General features: G+C 63.1%; 26 protein-coding genes. 9 read left to right on the forward strand and 17 right to left on the reverse strand.

From position 1 onward, the window contains the following. Positions 1 to 85 precede the first annotated feature (85 nt). On the forward strand, positions 86 to 337 hold the full coding sequence (locus L8F45_RS17970; RefSeq protein ID WP_342359241.1) for a hypothetical protein: 252 nt from the start codon (positions 86 to 88) through the stop codon (positions 335 to 337). A gap of 31 nt (positions 338 to 368) precedes the next feature. Here L8F45_RS17970 and L8F45_RS17975 read toward each other — a convergent pair whose 3' ends face one another. The 9 genes from L8F45_RS17975 to L8F45_RS18015 form a co-directional block, all read right to left on the reverse strand. After that, complete coding sequence (locus L8F45_RS17975; protein ID WP_342359242.1) at positions 369 to 1,352, reverse strand: tripartite tricarboxylate transporter substrate-binding protein; 984 nt, start codon at positions 1,350 to 1,352, stop codon at positions 369 to 371. A gap of 190 nt (positions 1,353 to 1,542) precedes the next feature. Beyond that, positions 1,543 to 3,045: a tripartite tricarboxylate transporter permease gene (locus tag L8F45_RS17980; protein WP_342359243.1), complete on the reverse strand. Its 1,503-nt coding sequence runs from the start codon at positions 3,043 to 3,045 to the stop codon at positions 1,543 to 1,545. Between the two features lie 13 nt (positions 3,046 to 3,058). After that, the gene (locus L8F45_RS17985) at positions 3,059 to 3,583 is read right to left on the reverse strand and encodes a tripartite tricarboxylate transporter TctB family protein (RefSeq protein ID WP_342359244.1); all 525 of its coding nucleotides are present in this window, start codon (positions 3,581 to 3,583) and stop codon (positions 3,059 to 3,061) included. 172 nt (positions 3,584 to 3,755) lie between these two features. Next, the gene (locus L8F45_RS17990) at positions 3,756 to 4,208 is read right to left on the reverse strand and encodes an RbsD/FucU family protein (RefSeq protein ID WP_342363487.1); all 453 of its coding nucleotides are present in this window, start codon (positions 4,206 to 4,208) and stop codon (positions 3,756 to 3,758) included. Continuing rightward, positions 4,208 to 5,050 (reverse strand): amidohydrolase family protein, encoded by an 843-nt coding sequence (locus L8F45_RS17995; protein WP_342359245.1) that lies wholly within the window; start codon positions 5,048 to 5,050, stop codon positions 4,208 to 4,210. Before L8F45_RS17995 ends, L8F45_RS17990 begins: the two co-directional genes overlap by 1 nt. Positions 5,051 to 5,052: 2 nt before the next feature. After that, complete coding sequence (locus L8F45_RS18000; RefSeq protein ID WP_342359246.1) at positions 5,053 to 6,114, reverse strand: aldo/keto reductase; 1,062 nt, start codon at positions 6,112 to 6,114, stop codon at positions 5,053 to 5,055. Between the two features lie 14 nt (positions 6,115 to 6,128). Continuing rightward, entirely contained in the window at positions 6,129 to 6,959 is an 831-nt protein-coding gene (locus L8F45_RS18005; RefSeq protein ID WP_342359247.1) for a carbohydrate ABC transporter permease, read from the reverse strand. Continuing rightward, complete coding sequence (locus L8F45_RS18010; protein WP_342359248.1) at positions 6,956 to 7,912, reverse strand: carbohydrate ABC transporter permease; 957 nt, start codon at positions 7,910 to 7,912, stop codon at positions 6,956 to 6,958. The genes L8F45_RS18005 and L8F45_RS18010 overlap by 4 nt, the downstream gene beginning before the upstream one ends. 84 nt (positions 7,913 to 7,996) lie before the next feature. Beyond that, a complete protein-coding gene (locus L8F45_RS18015; RefSeq protein ID WP_342359249.1) occupies positions 7,997 to 9,331 on the reverse strand; it encodes an ABC transporter substrate-binding protein in 1,335 nt (444 codons plus the stop codon). Positions 9,332 to 9,579: 248 nt separating this feature from the next. Between L8F45_RS18015 and L8F45_RS18020 the strand changes: the two genes are divergently transcribed. The 5 genes from L8F45_RS18020 (at position 9,580) to L8F45_RS18040 (ending at position 14,157) form a co-directional block, all read left to right on the forward strand. Continuing rightward, on the forward strand, positions 9,580 to 10,536 hold the full coding sequence (locus L8F45_RS18020) for a dihydrodipicolinate synthase family protein (protein WP_342359250.1): 957 nt from the start codon (positions 9,580 to 9,582) through the stop codon (positions 10,534 to 10,536). An 11-nt stretch (positions 10,537 to 10,547) separates the two neighbouring features. Beyond that, positions 10,548 to 11,207, forward strand: coding sequence for a GntR family transcriptional regulator (locus L8F45_RS18025; protein WP_342359251.1), 660 nt, complete (start codon positions 10,548 to 10,550; stop codon positions 11,205 to 11,207). Between the two features lie 86 nt (positions 11,208 to 11,293). After that, a complete protein-coding gene (locus L8F45_RS18030; protein ID WP_342359252.1) occupies positions 11,294 to 12,292 on the forward strand; it encodes a sialic acid TRAP transporter substrate-binding protein SiaP in 999 nt (332 codons plus the stop codon). Between the two features lie 84 nt (positions 12,293 to 12,376). Beyond that, positions 12,377 to 12,874, forward strand: coding sequence for a TRAP transporter small permease (locus L8F45_RS18035; RefSeq protein WP_342359253.1), 498 nt, complete (start codon positions 12,377 to 12,379; stop codon positions 12,872 to 12,874). Continuing rightward, positions 12,871 to 14,157 (forward strand): TRAP transporter large permease, encoded by a 1,287-nt coding sequence (locus L8F45_RS18040; protein ID WP_342359254.1) that lies wholly within the window; start codon positions 12,871 to 12,873, stop codon positions 14,155 to 14,157. The genes L8F45_RS18035 and L8F45_RS18040 overlap by 4 nt, the downstream gene beginning before the upstream one ends. 13 nt (positions 14,158 to 14,170) lie before the next feature. Here L8F45_RS18040 and L8F45_RS18045 read toward each other — a convergent pair whose 3' ends face one another. Both L8F45_RS18045 and L8F45_RS18050 read right to left on the reverse strand, forming a co-directional pair. Then, entirely contained in the window at positions 14,171 to 14,581 is a 411-nt protein-coding gene (locus tag L8F45_RS18045; RefSeq protein ID WP_342359255.1) for a type II toxin-antitoxin system HicB family antitoxin, read from the reverse strand. Between the two features lie 54 nt (positions 14,582 to 14,635). Beyond that, positions 14,636 to 14,824, reverse strand: coding sequence for a type II toxin-antitoxin system HicA family toxin (locus L8F45_RS18050; protein ID WP_342359256.1), 189 nt, complete (start codon positions 14,822 to 14,824; stop codon positions 14,636 to 14,638). Positions 14,825 to 15,033: 209 nt separating this feature from the next. On the opposite strand from L8F45_RS18050, the gene gyrB reads away from it, so the two are divergent. The 3 genes from gyrB (at position 15,034) to L8F45_RS18065 (ending at position 19,673) form a co-directional block, all read left to right on the forward strand. Then, on the forward strand, positions 15,034 to 17,463 hold the full coding sequence (gene gyrB, locus L8F45_RS18055; RefSeq protein ID WP_342359257.1) for a DNA topoisomerase (ATP-hydrolyzing) subunit B: 2,430 nt from the start codon (positions 15,034 to 15,036) through the stop codon (positions 17,461 to 17,463). Positions 17,464 to 17,497: 34 nt separating this feature from the next. Further along, the gene (locus L8F45_RS18060; RefSeq protein WP_342359258.1) at positions 17,498 to 18,268 is read left to right on the forward strand and encodes an LEM-3-like GIY-YIG domain-containing protein; all 771 of its coding nucleotides are present in this window, start codon (positions 17,498 to 17,500) and stop codon (positions 18,266 to 18,268) included. 289 nt (positions 18,269 to 18,557) lie between these two features. Beyond that, complete coding sequence (locus tag L8F45_RS18065) at positions 18,558 to 19,673, forward strand: AraC family transcriptional regulator (RefSeq protein ID WP_342359259.1); 1,116 nt, start codon at positions 18,558 to 18,560, stop codon at positions 19,671 to 19,673. Positions 19,674 to 19,756: 83 nt separating this feature from the next. On the opposite strand, the gene L8F45_RS18070 is transcribed toward L8F45_RS18065, so the two are convergent. The 6 genes from L8F45_RS18070 to L8F45_RS18095 form a co-directional block, all read right to left on the reverse strand. Beyond that, positions 19,757 to 20,032, reverse strand: coding sequence for a twin-arginine translocation signal domain-containing protein (locus L8F45_RS18070; RefSeq protein WP_342359260.1), 276 nt, complete (start codon positions 20,030 to 20,032; stop codon positions 19,757 to 19,759). 212 nt (positions 20,033 to 20,244) lie between these two features. Continuing rightward, on the reverse strand, positions 20,245 to 21,357 hold the full coding sequence (locus tag L8F45_RS18075; RefSeq protein WP_342359261.1) for a Gfo/Idh/MocA family protein: 1,113 nt from the start codon (positions 21,355 to 21,357) through the stop codon (positions 20,245 to 20,247). Positions 21,358 to 21,426: 69 nt separating this feature from the next. Further along, complete coding sequence (locus tag L8F45_RS18080; RefSeq protein WP_342359262.1) at positions 21,427 to 21,969, reverse strand: retropepsin-like aspartic protease family protein; 543 nt, start codon at positions 21,967 to 21,969, stop codon at positions 21,427 to 21,429. A 144-nt stretch (positions 21,970 to 22,113) separates the two neighbouring features. Further along, positions 22,114 to 23,244, reverse strand: coding sequence for an acyl-CoA dehydrogenase family protein (locus L8F45_RS18085; protein WP_342359263.1), 1,131 nt, complete (start codon positions 23,242 to 23,244; stop codon positions 22,114 to 22,116). Positions 23,245 to 23,394: 150 nt separating this feature from the next. Beyond that, on the reverse strand, positions 23,395 to 24,600 hold the full coding sequence (locus tag L8F45_RS18090) for an acyl-CoA dehydrogenase family protein (protein WP_342359264.1): 1,206 nt from the start codon (positions 24,598 to 24,600) through the stop codon (positions 23,395 to 23,397). Between the two features lie 16 nt (positions 24,601 to 24,616). Then, a complete protein-coding gene (locus tag L8F45_RS18095; protein WP_342359265.1) occupies positions 24,617 to 26,269 on the reverse strand; it encodes an AMP-binding protein in 1,653 nt (550 codons plus the stop codon). Between the last annotated feature and the right edge of the window lie 3 nt (positions 26,270 to 26,272).

Consider the following 26,272-nt stretch of genomic DNA (forward strand, 5'->3'; position numbering starts at 1 on the left):
ACTTGCGGAACAATGAGCTAAATGAGTAGTTTGATGGACAGTCAGGCCGACAAAAGAGGGCGGCCGGGAGCGAGGGAGCTCCGGGATGGCCGAGAAGACAGCAAAGGGAAATGACCTCGCCAGAGGCGAGCGTCTCCAGATCATGCTTGATGTCGATGAGCTGCAGGCGCTCGAAGAATTCCGCTTCACTCACCGGATGCCGAGCCGCGCGGCGGCTGTGCGTGAGTTGCTGCGGCGCGGACTGGCCTCCGAGGGTTTCACGATCGACGTCGCAGGGGCGAAGTCGAGCTCCTACGGCGTCATCGGCAGTCCCGCCGAGAACGGGAGCGCGAAGTAGGGTAAGGCCGCGGCTTCGCCCTCCAATTCCGTCAGTAGCTGATCGTGACGCCCGACTCCTTGAGGGTCGGCGTCAGCATCTCGACGTCCCGCTTGACGATCGACAGAAGCCCGTCCGGTTTTCGCTCTTCCGCCGTCGGCAGGATCGAGCCCAACTCCGCGAAGCGCTTCTTCGTCGTCTCGTCCTCCAGCGCCTTGTTCAGCGCGTCGACCAGCTTCGCCAGCACGTCCGCCGGAATTCCCTTGGGCGCGAACACGGCGTTCCAGCTCTCGATGCGGTAGCCGGGCAAGCCAGCCTCGGCCGAGGTCGGCACATTCGGGATCGAGGGCGCGCGGGCGGCCGACGCCACCGCATAGGCCTTGATCGCGCCGGCGTTGATCTGCTGCGCCAGATTGGTGAGCTGATCGCACATGAAGTCGACCTGCCCGCCAAGCAGATCGTTCAGCGCCGGGCCGGTGCCGCGATAGGCGGCGGCGTTGATCCTGCCGAGCCTGGCCTGGGCGTTCAGCAGCAGGCAGGTGGTGTGCGACACCGAGCCGACGCCGGCATGCGCCTGCGTCACCTTGTCGGGCTGCTTCTGCACATAATCGATGAATTCCTTGAGATTGTTCGCTGGAAAATCCCTGCGGGCGACAACGACGATCGGAGAGGCGTTGGCGAGGCCGATCGGCTGGAAGCTCGTCGCCGGATCGTATTTGAGCGCCGGATTGAGGCCGACCGACGCGGCATGGGTGCCCATATGGCCCATGATCAGGGTGTAGCCGTCCGGCGTCGCCTGGGCGACGCGGGTTGATGCGGTCTGGCCGGCCGCGCCAACTACATTCTCCACCAGCACATTCTGGCCGAGCGCCTTGCCCATGGGCTCGGCGATGATGCGCGCGGTCACGTCGGTCGGCCCGCCGGCGGCGAAAGGCACGACGAGCGTGATCGGCTTGTTGGGATAGCCCTGCGCGAAGGCGGCCGCGCTCGACAAGACGACCGCCACGGCCGTCAGGCGCATCCGATGGATGCTCATTCAATTCCTCCCGATATTCTTTCTTTTGGCGGCTTAAGAATCGCGCAGAGCATGGCGCCTTGTCCAGCGGCGCTTTCGGCATTCCGTGGAACCGAGCTGCGTCCTGATTAAAACAATCAAAGCGCAGCAAAGTTCGGCGAACGCCCTTCGCGAAATTTCGGCGCTTGCTTTTCGCGCCCTGCGCGGCGGCTCATTCCGTGAAAACCACGTCGCGCTTCTTGTTGATCGAGGGGATCACAGCGATCGAGACGAGCAGCACAGCGATCGCCAGCAACGCAGCGGAGAGCGGCCGCTCGACGAAGGTGCTGAGATCGCCGCGCGCGATGATCATGGCGCGACGAAGATTCTCCTCCATCAGCTTGCCCAGCACGAAGCCCAGCAGCAGCGGCGCCGGCTCGAAGCCCATCTTGACGAGGAGGTAGCCGGCAAGTCCGAAGAACGCCGTCAACATCACATCGATCGGGTTGTTGTTGATCGAATACATGCCGATGCAGCAGAAGATCAGGATCGCCGGATACATCAGGCGATAAGGCACCTTCAGAAGCTTCACCCACATGCCGACGAGCGGCAGGTTGATGACGAGCAGCATCAGATTGCCGATCCACATGGAGGCGACCATACCCCAGAACAGGTTCGGCGATTTCGTCATCACCTGCGGACCGGGCACAATGCCCTGAATGGTCATCGCGCCGACCATCAGCGCCATCACCGCATTCGGCGGAATGCCAAGCGTGAGCAGCGGAATGAATGAGGTTTGCGCGCCGGCGTTGTTGGCGGATTCTGGTCCGGCGACGCCTTCGATCGCGCCCTTGCCGAAGCGCGACGGGTCCTTCGCCATCTTCTTCTCGATGGTGTAGCTCGCGAAGGGCCCGAGCAGCGCGCCATTGCCCGGCAGGATGCCGAGAATCGAGCCGATCAGCGTGCCGCGCAAAACCGGGAGATAGGAGCGATTCATCTCTTCGCGATTCGGCAACAGGCTGCCGATCGACCCTTTCACGACGTCGCGCGCTTCAGGGTTTTCGAGATTGCGAATGACTTCGGCGAAGCCGAACACGCCCATGGCGAGCACCGCAAAATCGACGCCGTCGGACAGTTCGCTCCAGCCGAAGGTGAGGCGTTCCGTTCCTGTTTCGAGATCCTGCCCAACCGTCGACAGAAGCAGGCCGACAAAAATCATGCCGACCGCCTTGATGATCGAGCCGCGCGCCAGCACCGTCGCGAAGACGAGGCCCATCACCATCAGCGAGAAATATTCGGCCGGGCCGAAGAACAGCGCAACCTTGGTAAGCGGCGCGCCCAGCGCCGCGACAAGCACAGTGGCGAAGCAGCCGGCGAAGAAGGAGCCGAGCGCCGAAATGCCGAGCGCCGCGCCGGCGCGGCCGCGCTTCGCCATCTCGTGCCCGTCGATCGTCGTGACGACCGATGTCGCCTCGCCCGGAATATTGACGAGGATCGCCGTGGTCGAGCCGCCATATTGCGCGCCGTAATAGATGCCGGCGAGCATGATCAGCGCGCCGGTCGGATCGACCTTGAAGGTCAGCGGCAGCAGCATCGCGATGGTCGCAATCGGGCCGACGCCGGGCAGGACGCCGATCAGCGTTCCGATCATGCAGCCCGCGAAGCAGAGCAGCAGATTGTTGAGGGAGAGCGCGACGGAGAAGCCGAGCGCGAGGTTCGAAAAAAGATCGCCCATCAATCCGCTCCGATCAGTAGCCGAAGATGATCGGAGAGAGCGGAATCGGCAGATTGAGCGCGAGCTTGAACATCGCCGTGCATAACACCGTCATGCCGATGGCGAAGATGAAAAGCTCGCCCCATTTCGTTTCCGGCGAGGCGAAGCCCGACACCATGATCGCCAGCGGCCCCGCGCCGAGAATGCCGAGCGCCGGCGCCGTCAGCGAACCGCCGCCTGGCAAGGGAATCTGGAAGCCGCGGATCGTCAAACCAAAGACGATGATCGCGATCGTGACGAACAGCGGCCCGCGAAAGGCGATCCGATCGAGCGCCGAACCGTTCAGGAGAAAGGCGTTCACCGTCAGGACGACGCCCGTGATTCCCACCAGCGCCGACACGATGCGCGGCAACATGCCCGGCCCCATTGAGCGCAATGTTCCCGGATTGAGATTGGAGCCCAGCCAGAAGGCGAACAAGGCGAGCGCGATCAGAAACAGACCCGCCGCCAGATCTTGCGGCGCCTTCACGAAGCCGGCGCCTTGCGAATTTTCTTCCATTCCCCGTTCCTTCTGACCCGCCGATGGAGCGAAGGAACAAGCGACCCTCGCGCCGCAAGGGCGTCAGCCGCAATCCCCTCCCCCGATCCTCTTCTCTTTTTTGCGAGTCTAGACCGGAGGCGGCGAAGCTTTCAATTCCATAATTCAGGCGCCCGCCTAAGGGTCGGGTATATCAAGGCTTCTCGCCTGCTATGACGCCCTTGCGCAAGAGGAAGCAGCCATAGGGCCTGGGATCGCCGGCCTGCACCACGGCGAAGGCCTTTCTCGCGGCGTCATAGAAAGCGAAGCGCTCGATGCTGGCGATGGCGACGCCGGGCGCCGCCTTCGCCGCCAGCGCCGCGATCTCATGTTGCACATCAGGAATCTCGTCGGGCTTGCCGACCACCTGCATGCGGCGGACGGGATCATCGACGAAGCTGTCGAGCGGAAACACGGAGAGGATCGCTTCCGCGACACGATCAATGGCGAGACCGGGAAGACGGACGAGCCGGCCGCTTGTCGTCGCGCGCGCGATCGCTTCGGCGGGATGATTGGAATCGACGAGGGCGAGATCATCGCCATGGCCCATGCTCGCCAGCACCCACAGGAGATCGGGCGACAGCACAGGATCGATTCCCTTGAGCATCATGGCCGTCGGCCCCGCTTCGAGAGATAGAGACGCTGGGCGTTACCGCCGAGGATCGCGGCACGCTCCTGCGCACCCAGCGGAGCGAGCAGATCAAGCGCGGTCTCTCTCCAGCGATCATACCCGCCGGCAAGATTCACGACTGGCCAGTCCGAGCCCCAGATCAATCGGTTGGCGCCGAACATATCGAGCACATGCCTGAACGGCGTTTTCAGATCGGCCGCGCTCCAATCTGCAGACGCTTCCGTCGCAAGGCCTGACAGTTTGCACATGACATGCGGCCGCGCCGCCACCGCGGCCATGTCGGCGCGCCATGGATCGTAGCGGCGGTCGCGGATGTGCGGCTTGCTGCAATGATCGATCACGAGCGCCAAACCCGGATGCCGATCGATGAAGACAAGGAGCCGCGAGAGGTGACGCGGCAGAGTCAGCGCATCGAAGACGAGACCATGCGCCTGCATCGCATCGACGGCGCGAGCGAGATCAGCGCGCAGCAGCCAGTCGTCATCGGCGATGTCCTGCACCATGGGGCGAAGCCCGACGAGCAGTTCGTCCTTCGCCAACTCGTCGATGATCTTCGCCGCGTCAGGCGCCGCGAAGTCGACCCAGCCGACGACGCCGGCGACGAAGTCCGCTTCGCGCGCCAAATCGAGCATGAATTGCGTTTCTGCAATCGTCGGCGCCGCCTGCACAAGAATGGTGCGCTCAATGCCATGTTTTCTCAGGTGAGGCTTTAGCTGACTGGGTACGAAATCGCGATAGAGGCCCGCCAGATCGGGCCTTAGCCACCAGTAATCGCCGCGGCTGATGCGCCAGAAATGCTGGTGCGCGTCGATCTGCATCGTCAGGACAGCGCTTCCGGCGGCATGGGCGCATCATCGCGCATGAGGCCGGCGGCGCGCAAATCTTTCCACAGGGATTGCGGCACGCGCTGGGTGAAGCCCTCCATGTTGCGCGCGATTTCCTGCGGCGTCACCGCGCCGAGAACGATCGAGGCGATGGCGGGGTGGCCGAGCGCGAAGCGCATCGCGGCGACCGGCAGCGGCACATTATGGCTCTTGCAGAGAGCTTCAATGCGCGCCGCGCGCTGCATGATGTCAGGCGGCGCATCGCGATAATTGTATTTGGCGCCGGGGATCGGGCCCGTGGCGAGAATGCCTGAATTAAACACGCCGCCAAGCAGGATCGAGATATTCTTCTCGACCGCCAGCGGCAGGAAGCTGTTAAGCGCGTCTTGCTCGAGCAACGAATAGCGGCCGGCGAGCAGCATGCAGTCGAAATCGCCGGCGCGCGCGAAGCGCTCGCACATCTCGCTTTCATTGAGGCCGCAGCCGATCGCCTTGACGACCTTCTCCGAGCGCAGCTTGTCGAGCGCGACATAGGCGCCTTCCATCGCTTCCTTGAAGCGGGTCTCCATCTGGTCGCCATGGGTCCAGACATCGACGTCATGGATCAGCAGGATATCGATATGCGAGGTCGCCAATCTCAGCAGCGACTGTTCGACCGAGCGCATCACGCCATCATAGGAATAATCGAATTTCGCGGGGTGGGAGAGGCCGCCGGCGAAGCCAGGCGAGATCACATCCTCCGCGGTGGCCGCGGCCGGCTTGCTCAGCGGATTCATGTGCCGGCCGACCTTGGTGCACAGCACATAGTTGTCGCGCGGAAACTTCCGCAGCGCCGAGCCGAGCCGGTGCTCGGCGAGCCCGTTGCCGTAATGGGGCGAGGAGTCGAACAACGTGATGCCGGCGTTGCGGGCGCCGCGCACGGTCGCAGCGCAGATATCCTCGTCGAGTTTCGCATAGAGCTCGCCGAGCGGTGCGCTGCCGAATCCCATGAGGGAAACGCCAAGCCCCGTGCGACCGACCGCGCGGGTCGGCAGCGGCGACATGCTGCCCAGTCTCATCGAAACAGTCCCGGTTAACCGCCCTTGACCGCGCCAGCGGTGAGCCCGGCGACAATCTGACGTTGCGCGAGGATGGTCAACAGCAGCACCGGCAGCGTGACAATAAGCGCGGCGGCCGACAGCGGCCCCCAGCTCACCTGCTCGAAGGACAGCATGTTGTAGACAGCGACCGGCAGCGTGCGCGTCTCGCGGCCGGCGAGCACGATGCCGAACACGAAATTGTTCCAGGAGAAGATGAAGGAGAGGATGAGCGCCACCGCGATGCCGGGCTTGGCGATCGGCAGCGCGACATGGCGGAACACTTCCCATCCATTGGCCCCGTCGATCGTCGCGGCCTCCTCAAGCTCCATCGGCGTCGTCTCGAAGAAGCCGATCATCACCCAGATCACGACAGGCACCGTGATCACGAGATGGGTAATGATCTGCGGCCAGAGCGTGCCCATGAGGCCGAGCCACTGGAAGATCAGGAAGAGAGGAATGAGATAAGAGAGCGCCGGCGTGACGCGCGCGATCAACACCACCACGGCGGCCTTGGTCGCCTTCATGCGCGCGATGCCGTAGCCGGCGGGCACGCCGACGACGAGCGCGAACAGAGTCGCGGAACCCGTGACGATCACGCTGTTCCAGAAGAACTTGATGAAGTTCGAGCTGGAGAAGACGTTCGTGTAATTCTCCCACGCGATCATATCGGGCGCCGGGATCAGGATCGGCGGATAGGCGCCATTGTCGATCTCATATTTGAGCGACAGCGACAGCATCCAGACGAAGAACAGGATCGCTGGCGACACCAGCAGAAAGACGGCGAACCCCAGGGAGATCTTGCTGAGAAGCGAGCGCCCGGTCATGCGTCCGCTCCCTGCTCATCCCACTTGTTGCGCTGACGCATCCACAGCATCACCAGCGACAGGCCAATGACGATGATGAAGAACACCACGGCCAGCGCCGAGCCGTAGCCCATGTCGCGATAGGGGAACGCGGTGTTGTAGAGATAGATGTTCAGCGTTTCGGACGCATTGCCGGGACCGCCCTGCGTGATGGCGAAGATGATGTCGAAGCTCTTCAGCGCATCGATCACGCGCAGGATGAGCGCCACCATGATGAAGGGCATGATCAGCGGCAGCGTGATCTTGTGGAACATCTGCCAGCGCGTCGCGCCGTCGATCATCGCGCTCTCATAGGGTTCGGTCGGCAGCGACGCGAGACCGCCAAGCACGATCAGCATGACGAGCGGCGACCATTGCCAGGTCTCGATCAGCGCCAGCGAGGGAATGACCGTCTTCGGGCTGAACACCCAGAGCTGCGGCGGAATGCCGACGAGCGAGAGCAGATAGTTGAGAACGCCGAGCTGGGGATGGAACATCATCACCCAGACCAGCGCGATCGCGACCGGCGTCGCCATCATCGGCATGATGTAGAGGCCGCGCAGAACGCCGCGCAGCGGGAATTTCTCGTGAAAGATCACCGCCGCGAAAGTTCCGATGACAAGCGGCAATCCGGTCGCAAGCACGGTGTAATAAATCGTCTGCCAGACCGCGTCGCGGAACCGTTCATCGGTGAACAGTTTGGCGTAGTTCGACAGGCCGGCGAAATGGATAGAACCGCCGAGCTTCCACTCGTTGAGACTCATCCAGATCGTGAACAGCCAGGGAAACAGAATGACCGAGGAAACGATGATCAGCGCCGGCAACACAAACGGCCAGTAATCCTTCGCCGTGCGCTCGATCGATTTGCCCGACGCGCGCGCGGATGATCCGGCCGCGGCGGCGCCTGACAAAGCGGAACCCGTCTCAACCGACATTCACATTTCGCCTTAACTCTGCGGGACGACGCGGAGGCGGGCGATGTCTCGCCCGCCTCCGCGGCCCAAATCGGAAGCAACCGTTTAGGCCTTCTCGCTCTTCTCGAGCACGGGCCGGAAGGTATCGGTGGCCTTCTTCATCTCCGCCGCGGGATCGCCGCCGGAGAGGAGATTGGTCAGGCCGATGCCAATCGTGTCGCGGAACTCGGTCACCGGCACGATCACGGGCAGGCCGAGCTTGCTGACCTTGGCCGATTCCGCGACGACGTCGAGCCAGCCGACCGGCATCTTGAGCTCACCGCGGATCGACGCATCCTGAACGACCGAGTTGCGGAACGGCACGCCCGAGCCCGTGGTGATAAGGTTGCGGCCCTGCTGCTTGGAGCAGGCCCACTGCGTGAACAGCCAGGCCGCCTCCTTCTTCTTCGATGCGGCCGGGATCGAGATGCCATCGCCGAAAGTGGCCGACGCGCGCGCGACGGGACCCTTCGGCATCAGGCCGTAGCCGACCTTGCCGGCGACGCGCGACTTGGTCTTGTCTTCAAGCGGCGGCGCAAAGCCGATGCCGTCGAGCCACATCGCAACGCGGCCCTGCATGAAGGCCGATTGGCATTCCGACCAGTTGAAGCCGACGACGCCGGGAGGCGCGCATTTCGACAGGATGCGCTGATAATCCTTCGCCGCCTCGACGCCTTCCTTCGAGTCGGTCATCAGTTCGCCCTTGGCGTTGACGGGATCAACGCCATAGCCAAGCAGGAAGCTCGTATAGACAGGCACATTGGCGTTCTTCAGGCCGCGCGCGACGAAGCCGAACTGGTTGGCGCTCGGATTGGTCAGCTTCTCCGCCGCCGCGAACAGTTCCGGGAACGTGTCGGGATATTTCACGCCCGCCTTGTCGAAAATTTCCTTGTTGTAATAGATCACCCAGTAGTCGACCGACTGCGGCAGAGCGCGCAGATGGCCCTGCTGGTTCTTCGCGAACATCAGGCCGGCCGCGGAGAAATCGCTCTCCGCCGTTTCCGGCGAGGTGATCGACGCGTCCTTCATGAAGCCGTCGAGATCGGCGACCCAGCCGCTCTTCTCGAACAGGCGCTTCTGGACGTGGAAGCTTTCATGGATGACGTCGAAGCTCGGCTGACCCGAGGTCAGTTCGATGATCTGCTTCTGGCGCGCCTGCTGTTCGGGAATTTGCTCGAAGCCGACCTTGATGCCGGTCATCGCCTCGAATTCCGGCAGACCCTTCTCAAGAATGTCGGCGCGCGGGCTCTTGACCAGCGTGACCTCGATCTTTTCGCCGGAGAACTTTTTCCAGTTCATCGCCTGCGCCTGCGCAGGCCGCGCGCCTGAAAGCGCCAACGCGCCTGCGGCGACGGAGCCGGCCAGCACGTCGCGACGCGAAAGTCTGGAACGATCACTCATGTCGTTTCTCCCCATCAATCCCGCATGCGGCTCACGCGCGGCCGCACATTATTGGCGCCATGCTAGATCATTTCCAGCGAGAGCTGAAAAGGACCTCGCGGATATTGCAGCGCACATTTTTGCAGCGCCGCAATCCGCGTCTTTTTCGCTCCGACTTGAGATCATCGCACGACGCGCATCTCTCATGCCGTCCGCAAGACCCCGCCGAGGCGATTTCCTCTTGCGGGCCGCACTAAAGAATGACTAACATGTCAGTGTCAACAGGCTGCGCGCAGAAATCGGCGCGCGGCGGATCGGGAGAAGCGTCCGTGGCGAAGCGTGAATTGTTCGGCATCAGTCCTGCGCTGGCCACCCCCCTCGCAAAGGACGGCTCCGTGAACGTTCCGGCGCTCGTGGCGCATGTGCAGGATCTCCTGTCGCGCGGCTGCTCCTCGACGACCGTATTCGGCACGACGGGCGAAGGCCCCTCTTTCGGCCTCCCCGAGCGCGAGCGCACCACGAAGGAGCTGATCGCGTCTGGCATTCCGGGCGCGAAGCTCGTCGAAGGCGTGATCGCCTGCTCGCATGAGGAAGCGGTTGCTGGTTTGAACGGCGCTTATGCGCGCGGCGCGCGCGCCGTGCTGCTGGCCCCGCCCTTCTATTTCCGCGGCAATCCCGATGATGCGCTGTTCGCCTGGTTCGACGGCGTGTTCAAGGCCGTGGGATCGAAGCTGCGCGACGTCATTCTCTATCACATCCCGAGCATGACCGGCGTGCCGATCTCCTTCGACGTGATCGCGCGACTGCGGCAAGCCTATCCCGGCGCAATTCTCGGCGTGAAGGATTCGAGCGGCGATCGCGACCATACGATGCGGTTGCTCGCCGCCTATGGCGATCTCACAATCCTCGTCGGCGATGAGCGCTATCTCGGCGCCGCCTGCGCCAAGGGCGCGTCGGGCTCGATCTGCGGCGCCGGCAATTTCGCGCCCGAGCGCATGATCCGCATCGTCGAGGACGCCAAGGATGATCCGGCGCTGATTGCGCTCGTCGATGCGATCGTCTCGCATCCCGTCATCCCCGCGGTGAAGGCGCTGACCGCGCATGTGCGCAAGGACCCGTCATTTGCGGCGCCGCGGCCGCCGCTCGCGCCTCTCGGCGCGGCTGCGACACAGGAATTGACGCGCAAGCTCGACGCGCTGTCCACAGCGCGCCAGGCCGCCGAGTAACGAGGCCCGGCGTGGCCGCGCCTGAACCCGCCAAGCTTCGCGAGCGGGCCTATGACGCGTTCACGCAGCGCATTTTCACGCGCGAGATCAAGCCGGGACAATTCGTCAGCCAGCGCGAACTCGTCGAACTGACCGGCGTGCCGCTCGGCGCCATCCGCGAACTCGTGCCGCGGCTCGAGGCGGAAGGGCTGATCATCACCATCCCGCAGCGCGGCATGCAGGTCGCGCATGTCGATCTCAATCTCATCCGCAACGCCTTCCAGTTCCGGCTTTTCCTTGAACGCGAGGCGGTGAAAGCGTTCACCGAAGCCGCAACCGATGACGAGATCGCGGCGCAGCGCCGGGCGCATGAAGAGGTTCTGGTCCAGGCGCGCCGCGCCATCACAGGCAAACTCATCGAGAAAGGCCAGATCGTCGATCTCGATTTCCATGAGGCTGTCGTCGATCATCTCGGCAACGACATCATCTCGAAATCCTATCGCGTAAACTGGATCAAGATCAGGCTCATCCGCCATGGCGAGACCGGCCTGCTGCCGCATCTGGTGATCCCAGTCATGGAAGAACATCTGCGCATCGTCGCCGCGATCGAGAAGCGCGACGTCGAGGCGGCGAGCGCGGAGATGACCGCGCATATCACCGGATCGCGCGACCGCGCGCTCGGACTTCGCTAAAGGAGCGCCACAGCAAACTCATTCACGCCAACCCTGCCGGAAGAAGCAGCGGACGCGCCAGACATCAATCAAGGTGGGAGGATCATATGACAATCAGGATTACGAAGAGACAGTTCGCAGCGGCGTCGGCGCTCGCCGGCGCCGGAATCTTCATGCCGGCGATCGGCGCGCGCGCTCAGGCGGTCGTGCTGCGCTGGGGCGACGGTCAGGCGCCGACCCATCCCTCGCCCATGAGCGCGGCGATGGCGGCGAAGGAGATCAAGGAAAAGACCAGCGGCCGCATCGACGTGCAGAGCTTCCCCGCGGGACAGCTCGGCGGCTCGCGCGACATGGTGGAGGCGGTGGCGTCTGGCGCCCTCACCATGGTGACGGAGGGCGCGGCGCTGCTCGGACAGTTCGCGCCGCAGATCTCGATCATCGAAGCGCCCTATATCTGGAAGGACGCCGACCACATGGCGCGGGCGCTCAACTCGCCCGTCATGGACGAGCTCAACAAGGTGCTGGTCGAGAAGCGCGGCATGCGCGTGATCGGCGTCACCTATTACGGCAAGCGCCACATGACGAGCGGCTCGAAACCGATCAAGACCGTCGACGATATGAAGGGCTTCAAGCTGCGCGTGCCTGAAGTCGACACCTTCAAGGCGATGGCGGAAGCCTGGGGCGCGCGCGCGACGCCGATCAACTTCAATGAGCTTTATCTCGCGCTGTCGCAGGGCGCGGTCGATGGACAAGAGAATCCGCTGCCGACCATCCAGTCCGGCAAGCTCAACGAGGTGCAGAAGTTCCTTATTCTCACCGGCCACATCATCACGCCGCGCCTCGTGATCGTGAATGACGCCGCCTGGAACAAGATTCCGGCCGCCGACCGCGATCTTGTGAAAGCTTCGATCGACAAGGCGTCGAAATGGCAGGACGCTGAAATCCTGAAGCAGGAAGGCAGCCTCGCCGACACGTTCAAGACCGGCGGCATGACGGTGATCGAGCCTGATCTCGAAAGCTTCCGCAAGCCGGTGCTCGCGACCGTGCCGAAGATGTTCGAAGCCAAGTGGGGCAAAGGCTTCTGGGATCGCCTGCAGGCGATCTGATCCTTCTTTCCGTAACCCGAACCGGGCGCGATCCAAACGACCGCGCCCGGATTTTCTTGCGACTTTCCGACTCAAAGATTCTCCATGCTGCAACGCGCGATCGGCGGTTTCGACGCCCTCATCAAGCTTCTCACCTGCGTTAGTTGTATCGGCCTTGCGGTCACCGTGATGCTCGGCGTCATCTCGCGCGCCGCGAACGAGCCCTTCATCTGGACCGATGAAGCCTCGCGCTTCATGATGATCTATGTCGCAACATTCGGCTGGATTCTCGCGAGCCGGAAGCAGCTTCACATCCGCGTCCGCTTCTTCCAGGACATGCTGCCACCGCGGTTGAAGGCTTTCGCCGAGACGATCATGCAGGCGGTCGTCACCCTGTTCGGCGTGCTGCTGGTGACCTTCGGCGCCGAACTCGTGATGCGCAACACGGACATCGAAGCGACCTCGATCCCGATCTCCATGTCATGGGTCTATCTGCCGATCGTGCTTGGCGGGCTCGTCACCATCGGCCAGGGCGTCGCGGAATTCTGGCTCGCGCTGCAGACGGCGCTTCACGATCGCGCTGACGAAAGCGCCGCGTCATGAGCACGCTGATCTTCACCATCGCGGGAATCTGGTTCCTTTCGATTCTCGCGGGGCTGCCGCTCTTCGCCTCGATGGGCATCGCGGCCTTCGCCTTCGTGCATTTCGGCGGGCTCGCGGATTCGATCGTCCCGCAGAAGATGATCAACACGGTGAATTCGTTCCCGCTGGTCGCAGCGCCTTTGTTCATCCTGATGGGCAACATCCTGACCGCAGCGCGCATCAACGACCGCATCGTCGCCTTCGCGACGGCGCTCGTCGGCTGGCTGCGCGGCGGCTACGCCCACGCCAGCATCCTCGCGAGCACCATTTTCGCCGGCATGGTCGGATCGGCGGTGGCGGACGCGGCCGGCGTCGGCGCGATCGAAATCAAATCGATGAAACGCGTCGGTTACAGGCCGGAGACGGCGGCTGCGATCACGGCGGCGTCTGCGACCATCGGGCCGATCATCCCACCGTCGCTGCCGATGGTGATCTATGGCGTCACCGCCGACGTCTCGATCGGGCGGCTGTTTCTCGCCGGCTTCGTGCCGGGCCTGATGATGAGCGTCGCGCTGATGACGATGGTGGTGTTCGTCGCCCGGCGCGAAGGCTTTCCGCGCGAGAAATTCGTCGGCCTCTACGGCATCTGGACGGCGTTCCGCGATGGCATCTTCGCGCTTCTCGCTCCGCTTCTCCTGCTTGGCGGCATGTTCTCGGGCGCCTTCACGCCAACCGAAGCAGCGGCGGTCGCCGCCTGCTATGCGCTGTTCCTCGGCTTCGTCGTCTATCGCACGCTCGAATGGAAGATGATGCCGGCGATCCTGATCGACACCGTCGAAACGACAGGCCTCGTGCTCGCCATGGTCATGGCGGCGGGCGCGCTCGGCTGGTGCATGTCGATCTCACGCGTGCCGCAGACGCTGACACCCATGATCGTGCATGCGGTCGAGAGCCCGCTGATGTTCCTCCTGCTGTGCAACATCGTGCTCCTCATCGTCGGCTGCTTCATGGAGCTTCTGGCGGCGCTGCTGATCTTGATTCCGATCATGGTGCCGGCCGCACATGGCTATGGCATCGACCCCGTGCAGCTCGGCGTGATCATGGTGTTCAACCTGATCCTCGGCACGATCCATCCGCCCATCGGCGTGGTGCTGTTCATCACGGCGCGCATCGCCGACATCAGCTTCGAGAAGATGTCGCGAGCGATCCTGCCCTGGCTGGTCCCGCTTCTCGTCGTGCTGGCCCTGATCACGATCTGGCCGCCGCTGACGCTCTGGCTGCCGACCTTCTTCATGGGGAAGTGAGGCGGGGGGCTATTCAGGCGTTTGAAGCCAATTTGTCCCGAGCCGCGGACGCAAGGAACGCAGATCGCGTCACGCCGCGCAAAGCGGCCGCGGCGTCGATCGCCTCCAGGAGGCCCGCGTCAAATGTCACGTTGGCTCGCAATGTCCTGCCGGCGTCGAGCGCGAGCGGAATCATCACGGCCGACTCGCCCGCCGCCACGTCAGGCGCAGACTCGCGATCAGCGATAATTTCGGTCAGTGGGCGCGCCGCGGGAAGCGCGACGCCGGCCGCCCGCATATGTTCGGCGACTTCGCGCGCTGCAGAAATTGCGTCGGCGATCGCGGCTTCCGGCGTAGGGCCGCCGCCATGGCAACCTTCGAGATCAGGAATGCGGACGCCCCACACATCACCCGACCCATCAAGAACGCCAACATAGTGGATCATGGGCTCTCCTTTCTAAAACGCGGCGCAATCGCCGCCTCGCCCATCGCCGTCCCGTCAAATCCAGCCGGCTATCTTTGCAATCGACCGCGCCACGCCCGGCGACTGAGCGCGATGTCGAGGCACGACGATCTGAACTCCGGGCCGTTGATCATTGACGAACCGATCATGTTTCCCGCCTCCGATATTGATCCATCCTTCACGCCGGAGGCGCACGACGATCTTACGGGTGTCGGTTTCGACCACAGGCGTCCCGTTAATTCATGCGCATTATAATACGCATCGAAACGCGCCTGTTCAAGAGCATATGCTCGCGAGCCTGGCAGCCGGCGCGGCAACAAAACGCCCCATCTTCCACAGGCCTCGCGCGTGCGCGCGCGTGAAAAAACCGCTAGGGATCACTATATCAAAGCATCGAATCATGGCCCCGCCGGAGGGGCCGGAGACCCCTTTAGATGGCCGAACCCGCCCGCAAGATCCTCGACGACGCAGAAGCTGAATACGGCGCAGATTCCATCAAGGTTCTCAAAGGTCTGGATGCGGTCCGCAAGCGCCCCGGCATGTATATCGGGGACACCGACGACGGTTCGGGCCTGCACCACATGGTCTACGAGGTCGTCGACAACGCGATCGACGAGGCGCTGGCCGGCCATGCCGACCTCGTCACCGTCACGCTGAACGCCGACGGCTCCTGCACCGTCACCGACAATGGCCGGGGCATCCCGACCGACCTGCACCCCGAGGAGGGCGTCTCGGCGGCCGAGGTCATCATGACCCAGCTCCATGCCGGCGGGAAATTCGACCAGAACTCCTACAAGGTCTCGGGCGGCCTGCACGGCGTCGGCGTGTCCGTGGTCAACGCGCTGTCGACCTGGCTCAGGCTGCGCGTCTGGCGCGGCGGTCAGGAGCATTTCATGGAGTTCCGCCATGGCGACGCGGTCGCGCCGCTGAAGGCGATCGGCGAAGGCGGCGGCCAGCGCGGCACTGAGGTGAGCTTCCTGCCCTCGCCTGAAACCTTCACCATGGTCGAGTTCGACTTCAAGACGCTCGAACACCGCCTGCGCGAGCTCGCCTTCCTGAATTCCGGCGTGCGCATCGTGCTGACCGACGCGCGCCACGCGGAGATCGTGCGCGAGGAGCTGCTCTATGAAGGCGGGCTTGAAGCCTTCGTGCGCTATCTCGACCGCACCAAACAACCGTTGGTGCAGAAGCCGATCCTGATGAAATCCGAGAAGGACGGCATCACGGTCGAATGCGCGCTGTGGTGGAACGACAGCTACCACGAGAATGTGCTCTGCTTCACCAACAACATCCCGCAGCGCGACGGCGGCACCCATCTCGCCGGCTTCCGCGGCGCGCTGACGCGGCAGGTGACGGGCTACGCCGAATCGTCCGGCATCACCAAGAAGGAAAAGACCGATCTCACCGGCGATGACTGCCGCGAGGGACTGACCGCGATCGTTTCGGTGAAAGTGCCCGATCCGAAATTCTCGTCGCAAACGAAGGACAAGCTCGTCTCATCAGAGGTGCGGCCCGTCGTCGAAGGCGTCGTGAATGAATCGCTCAACCGCTGGTTCGAGGAGAATCCATCGGAAGCGAAAACGATCGTTGGCAAGGTGGTCGAGGCCGCGGCCGCGCGTGAAGCGGCGCGCAAGGCGCGCGAACTGACGCGGCGCAAGGGCGCGCTCGACGTGGCGTCGCTGCCGGGCAAGCTCGCCGACTGTCAGGAGCGCGATCCCGCGAAATCGGAACTCTTCATCGTCGAGGGTGATTCCGCCGGCGGCTCGGCCAAGCAGGGCCGCAATCGCGAATTTCAGGCGGTGCTGCCCTTGCGCGGCAAGATCTTGAACGTTGAGCGCGCGCGCTTCGACAAGATGCTGTCGTCGGAGATGATCGGCACGCTGATCACCGCTCTCGGCGCCGGCATCGGCCGCGAGGAGTTCAATCCGGACAAGCTGCGCTATCACAAGATCATCCTGATGACGGACGCCGACGTGGACGGCTCCCATATCCGCACGCTGCTGCTGACCTTCTTCTTTCGGCAGATGCGCGAGATCATCGATCGGGGCCATATCTACATCGCGCAGCCGCCGCTCTACAAAGTTTCGCGCGGCAAGTCGGAACAGTATGTCAAGGACGAACGCGCACTCGAAGATTATCTGTTCGAGGGCGGGCTCGACGGCGCAGTGCTGAAGCTCGCCAATGGCGAGACGCGCGCGGGCCTCGACCTCAAGACGCTGGTCGACGAAGCGCGGCTGATCCGCGTCGTGATGGGCGGGCTGCATTCGCGCTATGACCGATCGATCATCGAGCAGGCGGCGATCTCAGGCGCGATGAAGCCGATCGACGACGAATCCAACGCGCAGACGCTCGCGAGCGCGGTGGCTGAGCGTCTCGACGCGATCGCGGATGATCTCGAACGCGGCTGGCAGGGCCAGATTCGCAATGGCGGCTATCTCTTCACGCGCACGCTGCGCGGCGTGACGCAGGCGGCGACCTTTGATGCGGCGCTGCTCGCCTCCGCCGATGCGCGCAAGCTCAACGAGCACTCGGCTTCGCTGGCGCATATCTACAGCAAGCCCGCCATCCTCGCCCGCAAGGGGGACGAGATCGCCATCAGCGGCCCGACAGCTCTCGTCGAGGCGATGAAGAAGCTCGGCGGCAAGGGCGTCTCGATCCAGCGCTATAAAGGCCTTGGCGAGATGAATCCCGAGCAGCTGTGGGAGACGACGCTCGATCGCGAGGCGCGCTCGCTGCTGCAGGTGAAGATCAGGGAAGAGGACGATTACGAGAGCGTCTTTACGACCCTGATGGGCGACGTGGTCGAGCCGCGCCGTGAATTCATCCAGGAGAACGCGCTGAGCGTGGCGAATCTGGACGTGTAGGGTGTTGTCATCTCACTGCAAAGTAGAGCGCTAGATGGCGAAAGAAGAGCGCTTCTCGACCTTCGTGGGTGAACAACTGCGGTATTATGTCTATCGGCTAATCGACCCGCGAAATGGTGAAACATTCTATGTTGGAAAGGGCAAAGGGAATCGCGTTTTCGCCCATGTGAAAGGTGAACTAGATGCCAATGACGATGCTCTTACCGAAAAGCTGGCGCGGATAAGAGAAATTCGGCTCGATGGATTTGAAGTTGCTCACGTCTTGCATCGTCACGGGATGACCGAAGACCAAGCATTCGAGGTGGAGGCCGCGCTTATCGATGCTTATCCCGAAGTGACTAATGAAGTCTACGGAAGATACTCTGACGAGCGTGGGCTCATGCATTCGAAGCAAGCAATTGAAAGGTACGAAGCGACGCCTGCGGACTTTCAACATAACGTGGTGCTAATCACAATTAATCGCTCGGCCAAGCAGCGCGAAGTTTATGAAGCGGTGCGCTATGCTTGGAAGCTCGACCCGAAGAAAGCCCGAGCTGCGGATTTCGTACTCGCCGTGCAGCAAGGCGTTATTGTTGGGGCCTTTGTCGCAGAGCGCTGGCTTCCTGCCACGATCGACAACTTTCCCGGCACGACTGAGAATCGTGAAAAAAGATGGGGCTTTATCGGACGCGACGCATCCCCTGAAATTGCTCATCACTATCTCAGGAGGCGCATCCCCGAAAGCATGCGCAAGCCTGGCGCGGCTAATCCAGTAAGATATGCGTTTCTTAGGCCGGACAATTCTTCAAACTCGACTTCACTTTAGTCAGCTTATTCAGGATGCGTGTCCGCGTCGGCCGCCTCGCTTCGTTTTCTCGATTGGCCCATCCTCCCTCGCGCGAGCACGCTACCTCATGAACGGCGCACTCGATCTTTCGGGTATCACTGCGATCGATAAGATCAGGAATGACTACCTGCTGCATCTAGCAGCAGATTCTGATCTGCCACTGATCAAATAACGGGCATGCCGGCCCACAATATCAACCCGCTTGACAACGCTCCCCAACTAAATGACCGGCTCGTTACGATCGCCGACGGGCGTGGGGGCAACCAGGATGAGCGCTGACGCCGCGCCCGGCGCAGATGGGCAGCCGCTGCTATTCGACACGGCCGCGTTCGGCTCGCCGCAGCAGGGCTTCGAGCGGCTGTGCGAGCTGATCGTCGATATCTGCGATGCGACAATGCTCGGCGAGCCCGAGAGTTTCCGCCTCGCCGCCACCACAACGCATCTCGGCGGCGCGCTGCTGATCGACGGCCGCTCAAGCGCCCTGCGCTACAACAGGACGCCCAAACACATCGCGCGCGGCCTGGATCACTTTCAGCTCGTGATGTATCTTGGCGGCGGCGCGGAATTCGTCGTCGGCGAGCGCAGCTTCCTGCAGCGCGCGGGCGACGTCAGCCTGATCAATATGGTGAAGCCGCATCTGACACGCGAGATTCCGGGCGACGATGGCGTCACCCAGGTTTTGAGCTTCATGCTTCCCCGCCCGCTGCTCGCGCCTTTGTTCGCCGCGATCGACACCATTCCGGCGATCGTCATCGCCAAGCGTGAGACTGCATTCGGCGCGCTGATCAGCGAACATATGCTGGCGTTGAAACGTTGCGCGACGCAGCTCACGCTGGCGGAGCGCCAGGCTGCGGCGCAATCTCTGGCGCAACTCGCAGCCGGCGGCATGGACTGTCGGCCCGACAGCGCAAGCCCGCCGCCAAGCGCATCGCAGGACGCGCTGCGCGCCCAGATCAAACGGCACATCGAGGACAATCTCGGCGCGGCCTCTCTTGGCGTGACGAGCCTGTGCCGCCGTTTTGCATTGTCGCGTGCGAGTCTTTACCGCCTGTTCTCGCCGAAGAGTCCTGCGAGCTATATCCAGGAGCGTCGGCTGCACCGCGCCTTCGCCATTCTCATTTCCCCGGCGTTCCGGCCCTGGCGCATCATCGACGTCGCGCTCGAATGCCAGTTCAGTTCGGATGCGACGTTCATCCGCGCCTTTCGTCGCGAATTCGGCCTGACGCCGGGAGAAGCGCGCGAGCGTGCGCTACGAATATCCAATCTCCCGCCCGACGACCGCCCGGCCGAACTGCGTCCCGACGCAGAGTCCGCTCGTTGGGTCGCCCAACTCACTGGGGCCATGCCGCGACTCTCCGCCCCTGGCGTCGAACGCCAGAGATAACAGCTCGGAATAATCTAGAGCCTGGGTGAGAGAAAAGGCGCTCGCGCGGAGCGCCTTTCTTCAATCGTATTGCGAACGAACAATCAGTTCGCGACCGCCATGCCGGCCTGCACTTCGACGATCGCCTGATTGATAAGATCAATCGCGTTGACGCGATGGCCTCCCTTGTTGGTTGCGCCCTTCTGCAGCGATGATTTCGCCGAGAGCAGCGAATTGAGCGCGGACTGCATATAGGGTTGGTTTGCTCCCACCTGGGCTTCGACGCGGCTCGGCTGCAGCAGGATCGCAGCGCTCGCGGCGACAGCCATTCCCAAGCAAAAGGCGATCAACGTTCGGCGCGACAGCGATACGGGTTTCATCGGCGGCTCCATTCAATCAGGCTTTCACGGCGAAATCGCCGCGAATGTCGAGGGAGTTACGTCCGCGCAAATGAAGGGACAATGGCTTGAACCCGCCTTTATGGGCCCTGAAACAAAATTGAGATGCCGGGAATGCCGCCGTGAGACGGGCGGCAAACGCCTGATATAATCACTGCGTGATTTGAGCGCCGCGATGCGTATTCCGACGCCGTTCACGCGACGTCGATCCACCCTCCGCTCTCATGCGAGCGCGCCGACGCGTGAACGGCGCGCTCGATCTTCAGTCCCTCATTGAAATCGAAGAGATGCGCCGCTCCTCCCGCGATGCGACGCAGAAGCTCGCGGCATTCGATGATTTTGAGATCATTGAAGCCAAGCTGATGACCGGGCGCCGGACAGAACAGGCCGTAGGGCTCATGCTCCGCGCCAATCAGGATCGTGCGAAAGCCGCGCGAAGCGGGATCGCCATCCGCGACATAGAGCTGCAATTCGTTGAGCCGCTCCTGATCGAATGTGATCGAACCCTTGGCGCCGAAAATCTGCACGAAGATGCGGTTCTTGCGGCCCCAGGCGGCGCGGGACAAAGCGATCGAGCCTGACGCGCCATTGGCGAAGCGCAGCAGCACCGTCGCGACATCATAAGTCTCGATCGCGCGGCGCGACCCATCGGCCGCAGCGCGATCGGCGTAAGGCTTCATCATGTCGCAGCAGACGCGCGCGGTTTCGCCGACGAGCGTGCGCAAGAGGCTGAAAGCATGCACGCCGAAATCATCGAGCGCGCCATAGCCGGCGGATTTCTCGGCGCGCCAGGAGAAAGGCTCATCCGCATCGGCCATGAAATCCTCATCCATCTCGACGCGCGCATGGGCGACGGCGCCAATGGCGCCGCTCTCGATCAGGCGCTTCACGTGGCGGATAGCGGGGTTCTGCACATAGTTGTAGCCGAGCGCGGCGACGCGCCCGCTCTTCGCGGCGGCCAAGGTCATCGCTTCGGCGTCAGCAAGCGTCGTCGCCATCGGCTTCTCGCACCAGACATGCTTGCCGCGCTCCAGCGCGAAGATCGCCATCTCCGCATGGAAACGATTGGGCGTGGTGATCGAGACCACGTCGACGGCGGTATCGTCGATCGCCGCGCGCCAATCCGCCGTCGCTTGCGCGAAACCCCATTCGCTTGCGCAGGCGCCGGCGCGCGCGGCGTCAGCGTCGCAAATCGCGACAAGGCGCGGCCGCTCGACATCGCCATAGACAGACGTGACCGAAGTCCAGGACAGCGCATGGCACTTGCCCATATAGCCCGTGCCGATCACGGCGACGCCAACGCCCATCTGAGCCTCCCGAATTGTTTATTGGAGACTTGATCGGGCGAATGGCCGCGCTTTTCAAGCGCGGCTTGGTCAGGGCTTCAGCAGCATCTTGCCGTCGACGACCTCGAAGCCACGCAGCTTGGAAAGAAAGCTCATGCCGAGCAGGCTGCGGCCGGTGACGCCGCGCGGCAGCACCACGGCGGCGACGTCGCGCGCGCTGATATTCTCGATCCTGACCTCGCGCAGCATCACCCGCGCGCCTTTCGCCATCCCGTTCGCGGTCGCGAGCGGGATCGTGTAATCAGACGGCGAGGGATCGACGCCGATGGAGCGAGCGTCATCAAGCGTCAGCGCGACAACGCTGGCGCCGGTGTCGACCAGCATCGGCAGCCGCCTGCCATCGATCTCGACATTGGCGTGATAGTGGCCGCCCGGTCCCGGCGGCAGCGACACGGCGCCAAATCCGCTGGCGCGCGAGGGCGTGGGCGCGGCCTCAGACTGCTTCGCGATGGCCACGCTCGTCGCGCCGCCCTTCTCCCGCGACGGGGTCTGCGCCTCCATTTCGCGCACGACCATGACGGCGCCGACCATCAGCGCCGCCGAAACTCCGATCACTGATTTGACGAAATCCATCGCCTGCGCCCGGCGCGGCTCGCGAGGCCGCGTCATCAGACAAACATGGCGCGCTTGCTCGCGGGTTAAGCGGCGGCGCGCGAGGGACGCGAGGCGCGCCGCGTGGTCAACGCCAGGTCGCCGCGATCATTCAAATGCGGCGGATCACCCCGCGATCAGTTTCAGATGATGGTCTGTATCGCCGAACATGGTTTCGATCATGGTCAGACGCTTCATGAGATGGCCGACCTTGTATTCGTAGGTCATGCCGATGCCGCCATGAAGCTGGATCGCCTCCTGCCCGATCAGTCGTCCCGATTTGTTGATCTGCGCCTTCGCCATGGCGACGGCGCGGCGCGCGGCCGCGCGATCGGGGTCATTCGCCATCATCGCCGCATACATCGCCATGGAGCGCGCCTGCTCCAGCGCGACGAGCATGTCCGCGGCGCGATGCTGCAGCGCCTGGAAACTGCCGATCGCTGCGCCGAATTGCTGGCGCGTCTTGAGATAGTCGAGCGTCAGCTTGTGCGCCTCCTCCATGGCGCCGACCGCCTCGGCGCAGAGCGCGGCGAGAGCGACGTCGACGGCGCGCTCGATCGCGGGCAGCGCGTCGCCTTCGACGCCGAGGCGCGCCGTCGCAGGAACGTTGACGCCTTCGAGCGTGATGTCGGCCGCGCGCAGCCCATCCTGCGTCGCGCCGCCATTAATCGTCAGCCCCTCGGCTCCAGCGTCGACGACGAACAGCGAAACACCATGACGATCGCGCCGATCGCCCGCTGTGCGCGCGGGCACGAGAAATTTATTCGCGCTGTCGCCGAAGAGAATGACATGCTTTTGGCCTTCGAGGACATATCCATCGCCAACGCGCTTCGCCGTCGTTGCGACATCGAAGAGATCATAGCGCGCCTGCCGCTCCTGAAAAGCGAACGCCGCGATCAGCGAGCCTTCGGCGATGGCTGGGATGAGATCAGCCTTCTGTTCCTGCGATCCCGCCAGCGCAATCAATCCGCCCGCAAGAATCGTCGAGGACCAGTAGGGTTCAAGCGCGAGCGTGCGGCCAATCGCCTCCATCACGATCATGGTTCCGACGGGGCCGCCGCCGAAGCCGCCATCCTCTTCGGAAAATGGCAGGCCGAGCAGGCCAAGCTCGGCATATTGCCGCCAGACGCCAGGCGAATATCCCGCGCTCTCCTTCTGGTAGGCGGCGCGGCGCGCAAAATCGCCATAGGCCGCGTCGAGCATGCGATCGACGCTGTCTTTCAGAAGACGCTGTTCGTCGGAGAGATCGAAATCCATTCAGAGACTCACGCTACTTTTGATTCCGTCATTCGCGATGTCCTTCCAGATGTCATGCCCGGGCTTGACCCGGGCATCCAGAAATCGGCGCTGCGGACTGGATCGCCGGGTCAAGCCCGGCGATGACGCGGAAAGATTGAAGTAGGCTCCTCACAACCCCAGAAACGCCTTGGCGATGATATTGCGTTGGATCTCGTTCGAGCCGCCATAGATCGAGACCTTGCGATAGTTGAAATATTGCGGCGCGATCGGCGCGATCCAGTCATCATCGAACTCGTTGACGCCGGGCGGCCGCTCCTTGTCCGCGTGATAGGCGGCGGCGAGCGGACCCGCGATCTCCAGCAAAAGCTCCGTTGTCGCCTGCTGGATCTGCGAGCCCCTGATCTTGAGGATCGAGGAGGCGGGATCGGGCCTGTTGTCTCCCGCCGCACGCTTTGAATCCCGCGCGATCATGCGCATCTGCGTGATCTCCAGCGCCTTCAGCTCGATCTCAAGCTCCGCGACCTTGCGGCGGAACATGGGATCATCCCAGACGACGCCGTCGCCGGCCGGCGTTTCCTTCGCATGGCGCCTGATCTCATCAAGGCGCAGTTTCGACATGCCGACGCGGGCTATGTTGTTGCGCTCATTGCCGAGCAGGAATTTCGCGCAATCCCAGCCCTTGTTCTCCTCGCCGACAAGATTCCCGACCGGCACGCGCACATTGTCGAAGAACACCTCGTTGACCTCGTGCCCGCCCTCGATGGTGATGATGGGCTTCAGGCTCACGCCCGGCGTCTTCATGTCGATCAGCAGGAAGGAAATGCCCTGCTGCTTCTTCGCATGGGGATCGGTGCGGACGAGATTGAAAATCCAGTCGGCATACTGGCCGTAGGTGGTCCAGGTCTTCTGGCCATTCACGATATAGACATCGCCATCGCGCGCGGCCGTGGTGCGCAGCGAAGCGAGATCGGAGCCGGCGCCTGGCTCGGAAAATCCCTGGCACCACCAGTCGTCACAATTGGCGATGCGCGGCAGGAAGCGCCTCTTCTGCGCCTCGTTTCCGAACGCCGCAATCACGGGGCCGACCATGAAGACGTTGAACTGCAGCGCGCTCGGCACGGCGTTGAACAGGATCTCCTCGCTGAAAATATATCTCTGCATTGGCGTCCAGCCGGCGCCGCCCCACTCCTTCGGCCAGTGCGGCACGGCGTAGCCATGGGCGTTGAGAATACGATGATTGGCGACGATCTCGTCCTTCGACAGCGCGCGGCCCTCGCGCACCTTGCGTTTGATTTCGTCGGGAATTTTCGTCGCGAAGAAATCGCGCAACGTCTGGCGAAAGGCGTTTTCTTCTGCGGTGAAAGACAGATCCATATCGACCTCTAATGAGTCAGGAAGCGCGGCGCGGCGACGCCGCCTTGGCGCGCTCTTCCTCGATCAGAATCTTGGCGAGCAGCTTGCCCGCCGGGCTGCGCGGCAGCTCGGCGCGGATTTCGAGCGCCGTCGGAATCTCATGTCGGCCGACGCGCGTCGCGAGAAATTCCTGCAGCTCCGCGAGCGTCATCTCGGGCGCGCCTGATCTCAGCGCGATGAAAGCCTTCGCCGCCTGCCCGCGATAGGGATCGGCGATGCCGATCACGATGCATTCGCGCACGTCAGGATGATCGTAGAGCGCGTTCTCGATGGCGGTCGGATAAACATTGAAGCCCGACGAGATGATCATATTCTTCTTGCGGTCGAGAATGCGGAATACGCCCTTCTCGTCCATGGCGCCGATATCGCCGGTGAGAAACCAGCCATCAACGAACGCCGCCCTCGTCTCTTCCGGCTGATTCCAGTAACCTGCGAAGACATTCGCGCCGCGAATGGCGATCTCGCCCATTTCGTCCGGCGGCAGCGGCTTTGCGGGATCGTCGAGCGAGACGATGCGCATGTCGATGTTGGGATAGGGCACGCCGATGAGGCCGGGCCTCGGCTCCGCAGTCGGCGGCACGCGCGTTCCCGCCGGCGCCGTCTCCGACATGCCCCAGCCGAGACGCAGACGCCTTCCCACAAGCTTCTCGACGCGCTGCTCCATATCGAACGGCATCGGCGCGCCGCCGCTCGCCGGCAGCAGCAGCGAGGAGAAATCGCGCGTCTCGATGCCGGGATGATTGGCGATCGCGATCCAGATCGTCGGCACGCCGGCGAGCGAAGTCGCGCGCTTCTGCTCGATGTCGGCAAGCACGGATTCGATGTCGAAGCGCGCATGCAGCAACAATTCGTCGCCCTCGCGGATGCAGCGCAGCATGATGGTGGAGAGCGCATAGATGTGGAACAGCGGCAGCACGCAGAGCGTGCGCCCTTCGCCCGGCGGCGGGCGCAAACCGTCGTTCCAGGCGCGATACATGCCGACCGAAGCGACGAGATTGCCATGAGTGAGCATGGCCGCCTTCGGCAGGCCGGTGGTGCCGCCGGTATATTGCAGCAGCGCGACATCCTCGGGCGTCACATCAAGAAAATCCACGACGCGCGCATCGCGCAGCAGCGCATCGAGCGAGAGCACATCGTCGCCGAGTTCGAATGGCGCGGCGTTGCTCAAGCCGCCCCAGCGCGCGTCATCGCCGATCACGAGACGCAGGCCCGGCTTGCGATGGCTCATCGCCTGCTGCAGCAGGTTCGACCAGTTGGTCGTGACGAGAGCGATGGCGCCGCTGTCGCTGATCTTGTGCGCGATCTCGCGTGGCGCATCGAGCGCGCTGATATGAGCGACGCGCGCGCCGATCTTCGTCAGCGCGAAAAAGCAGATGGGGTGCCAGGGTGTGTTCGGGAGATAGAGCGCAACCGTCGCGCCCTTGCAAATTCCAATTGAGAGAAATCCCGATGCGGCGCGATCAACGAGGTCGCCAAGTTCGCGATAGCTGATCGTCGTCGCGCGGAAGCTGATCGCGGGCCGCTCAGCCCAGTCGCGCACCGAGCCGCCAAGCAGATCGGGCAACACGCCGCGATCGACCGGCGCATCCCAGTTCGCGGCGTCAGGAAAATGAGTGCGCCAGGGGCGCAAGAC

Source organism: Terrirubrum flagellatum (assembly GCF_022059845.1).
In the GTDB taxonomy this organism is placed as follows: Bacteria; Pseudomonadota; Alphaproteobacteria; order Rhizobiales; family Beijerinckiaceae; genus Terrirubrum; species Terrirubrum flagellatum.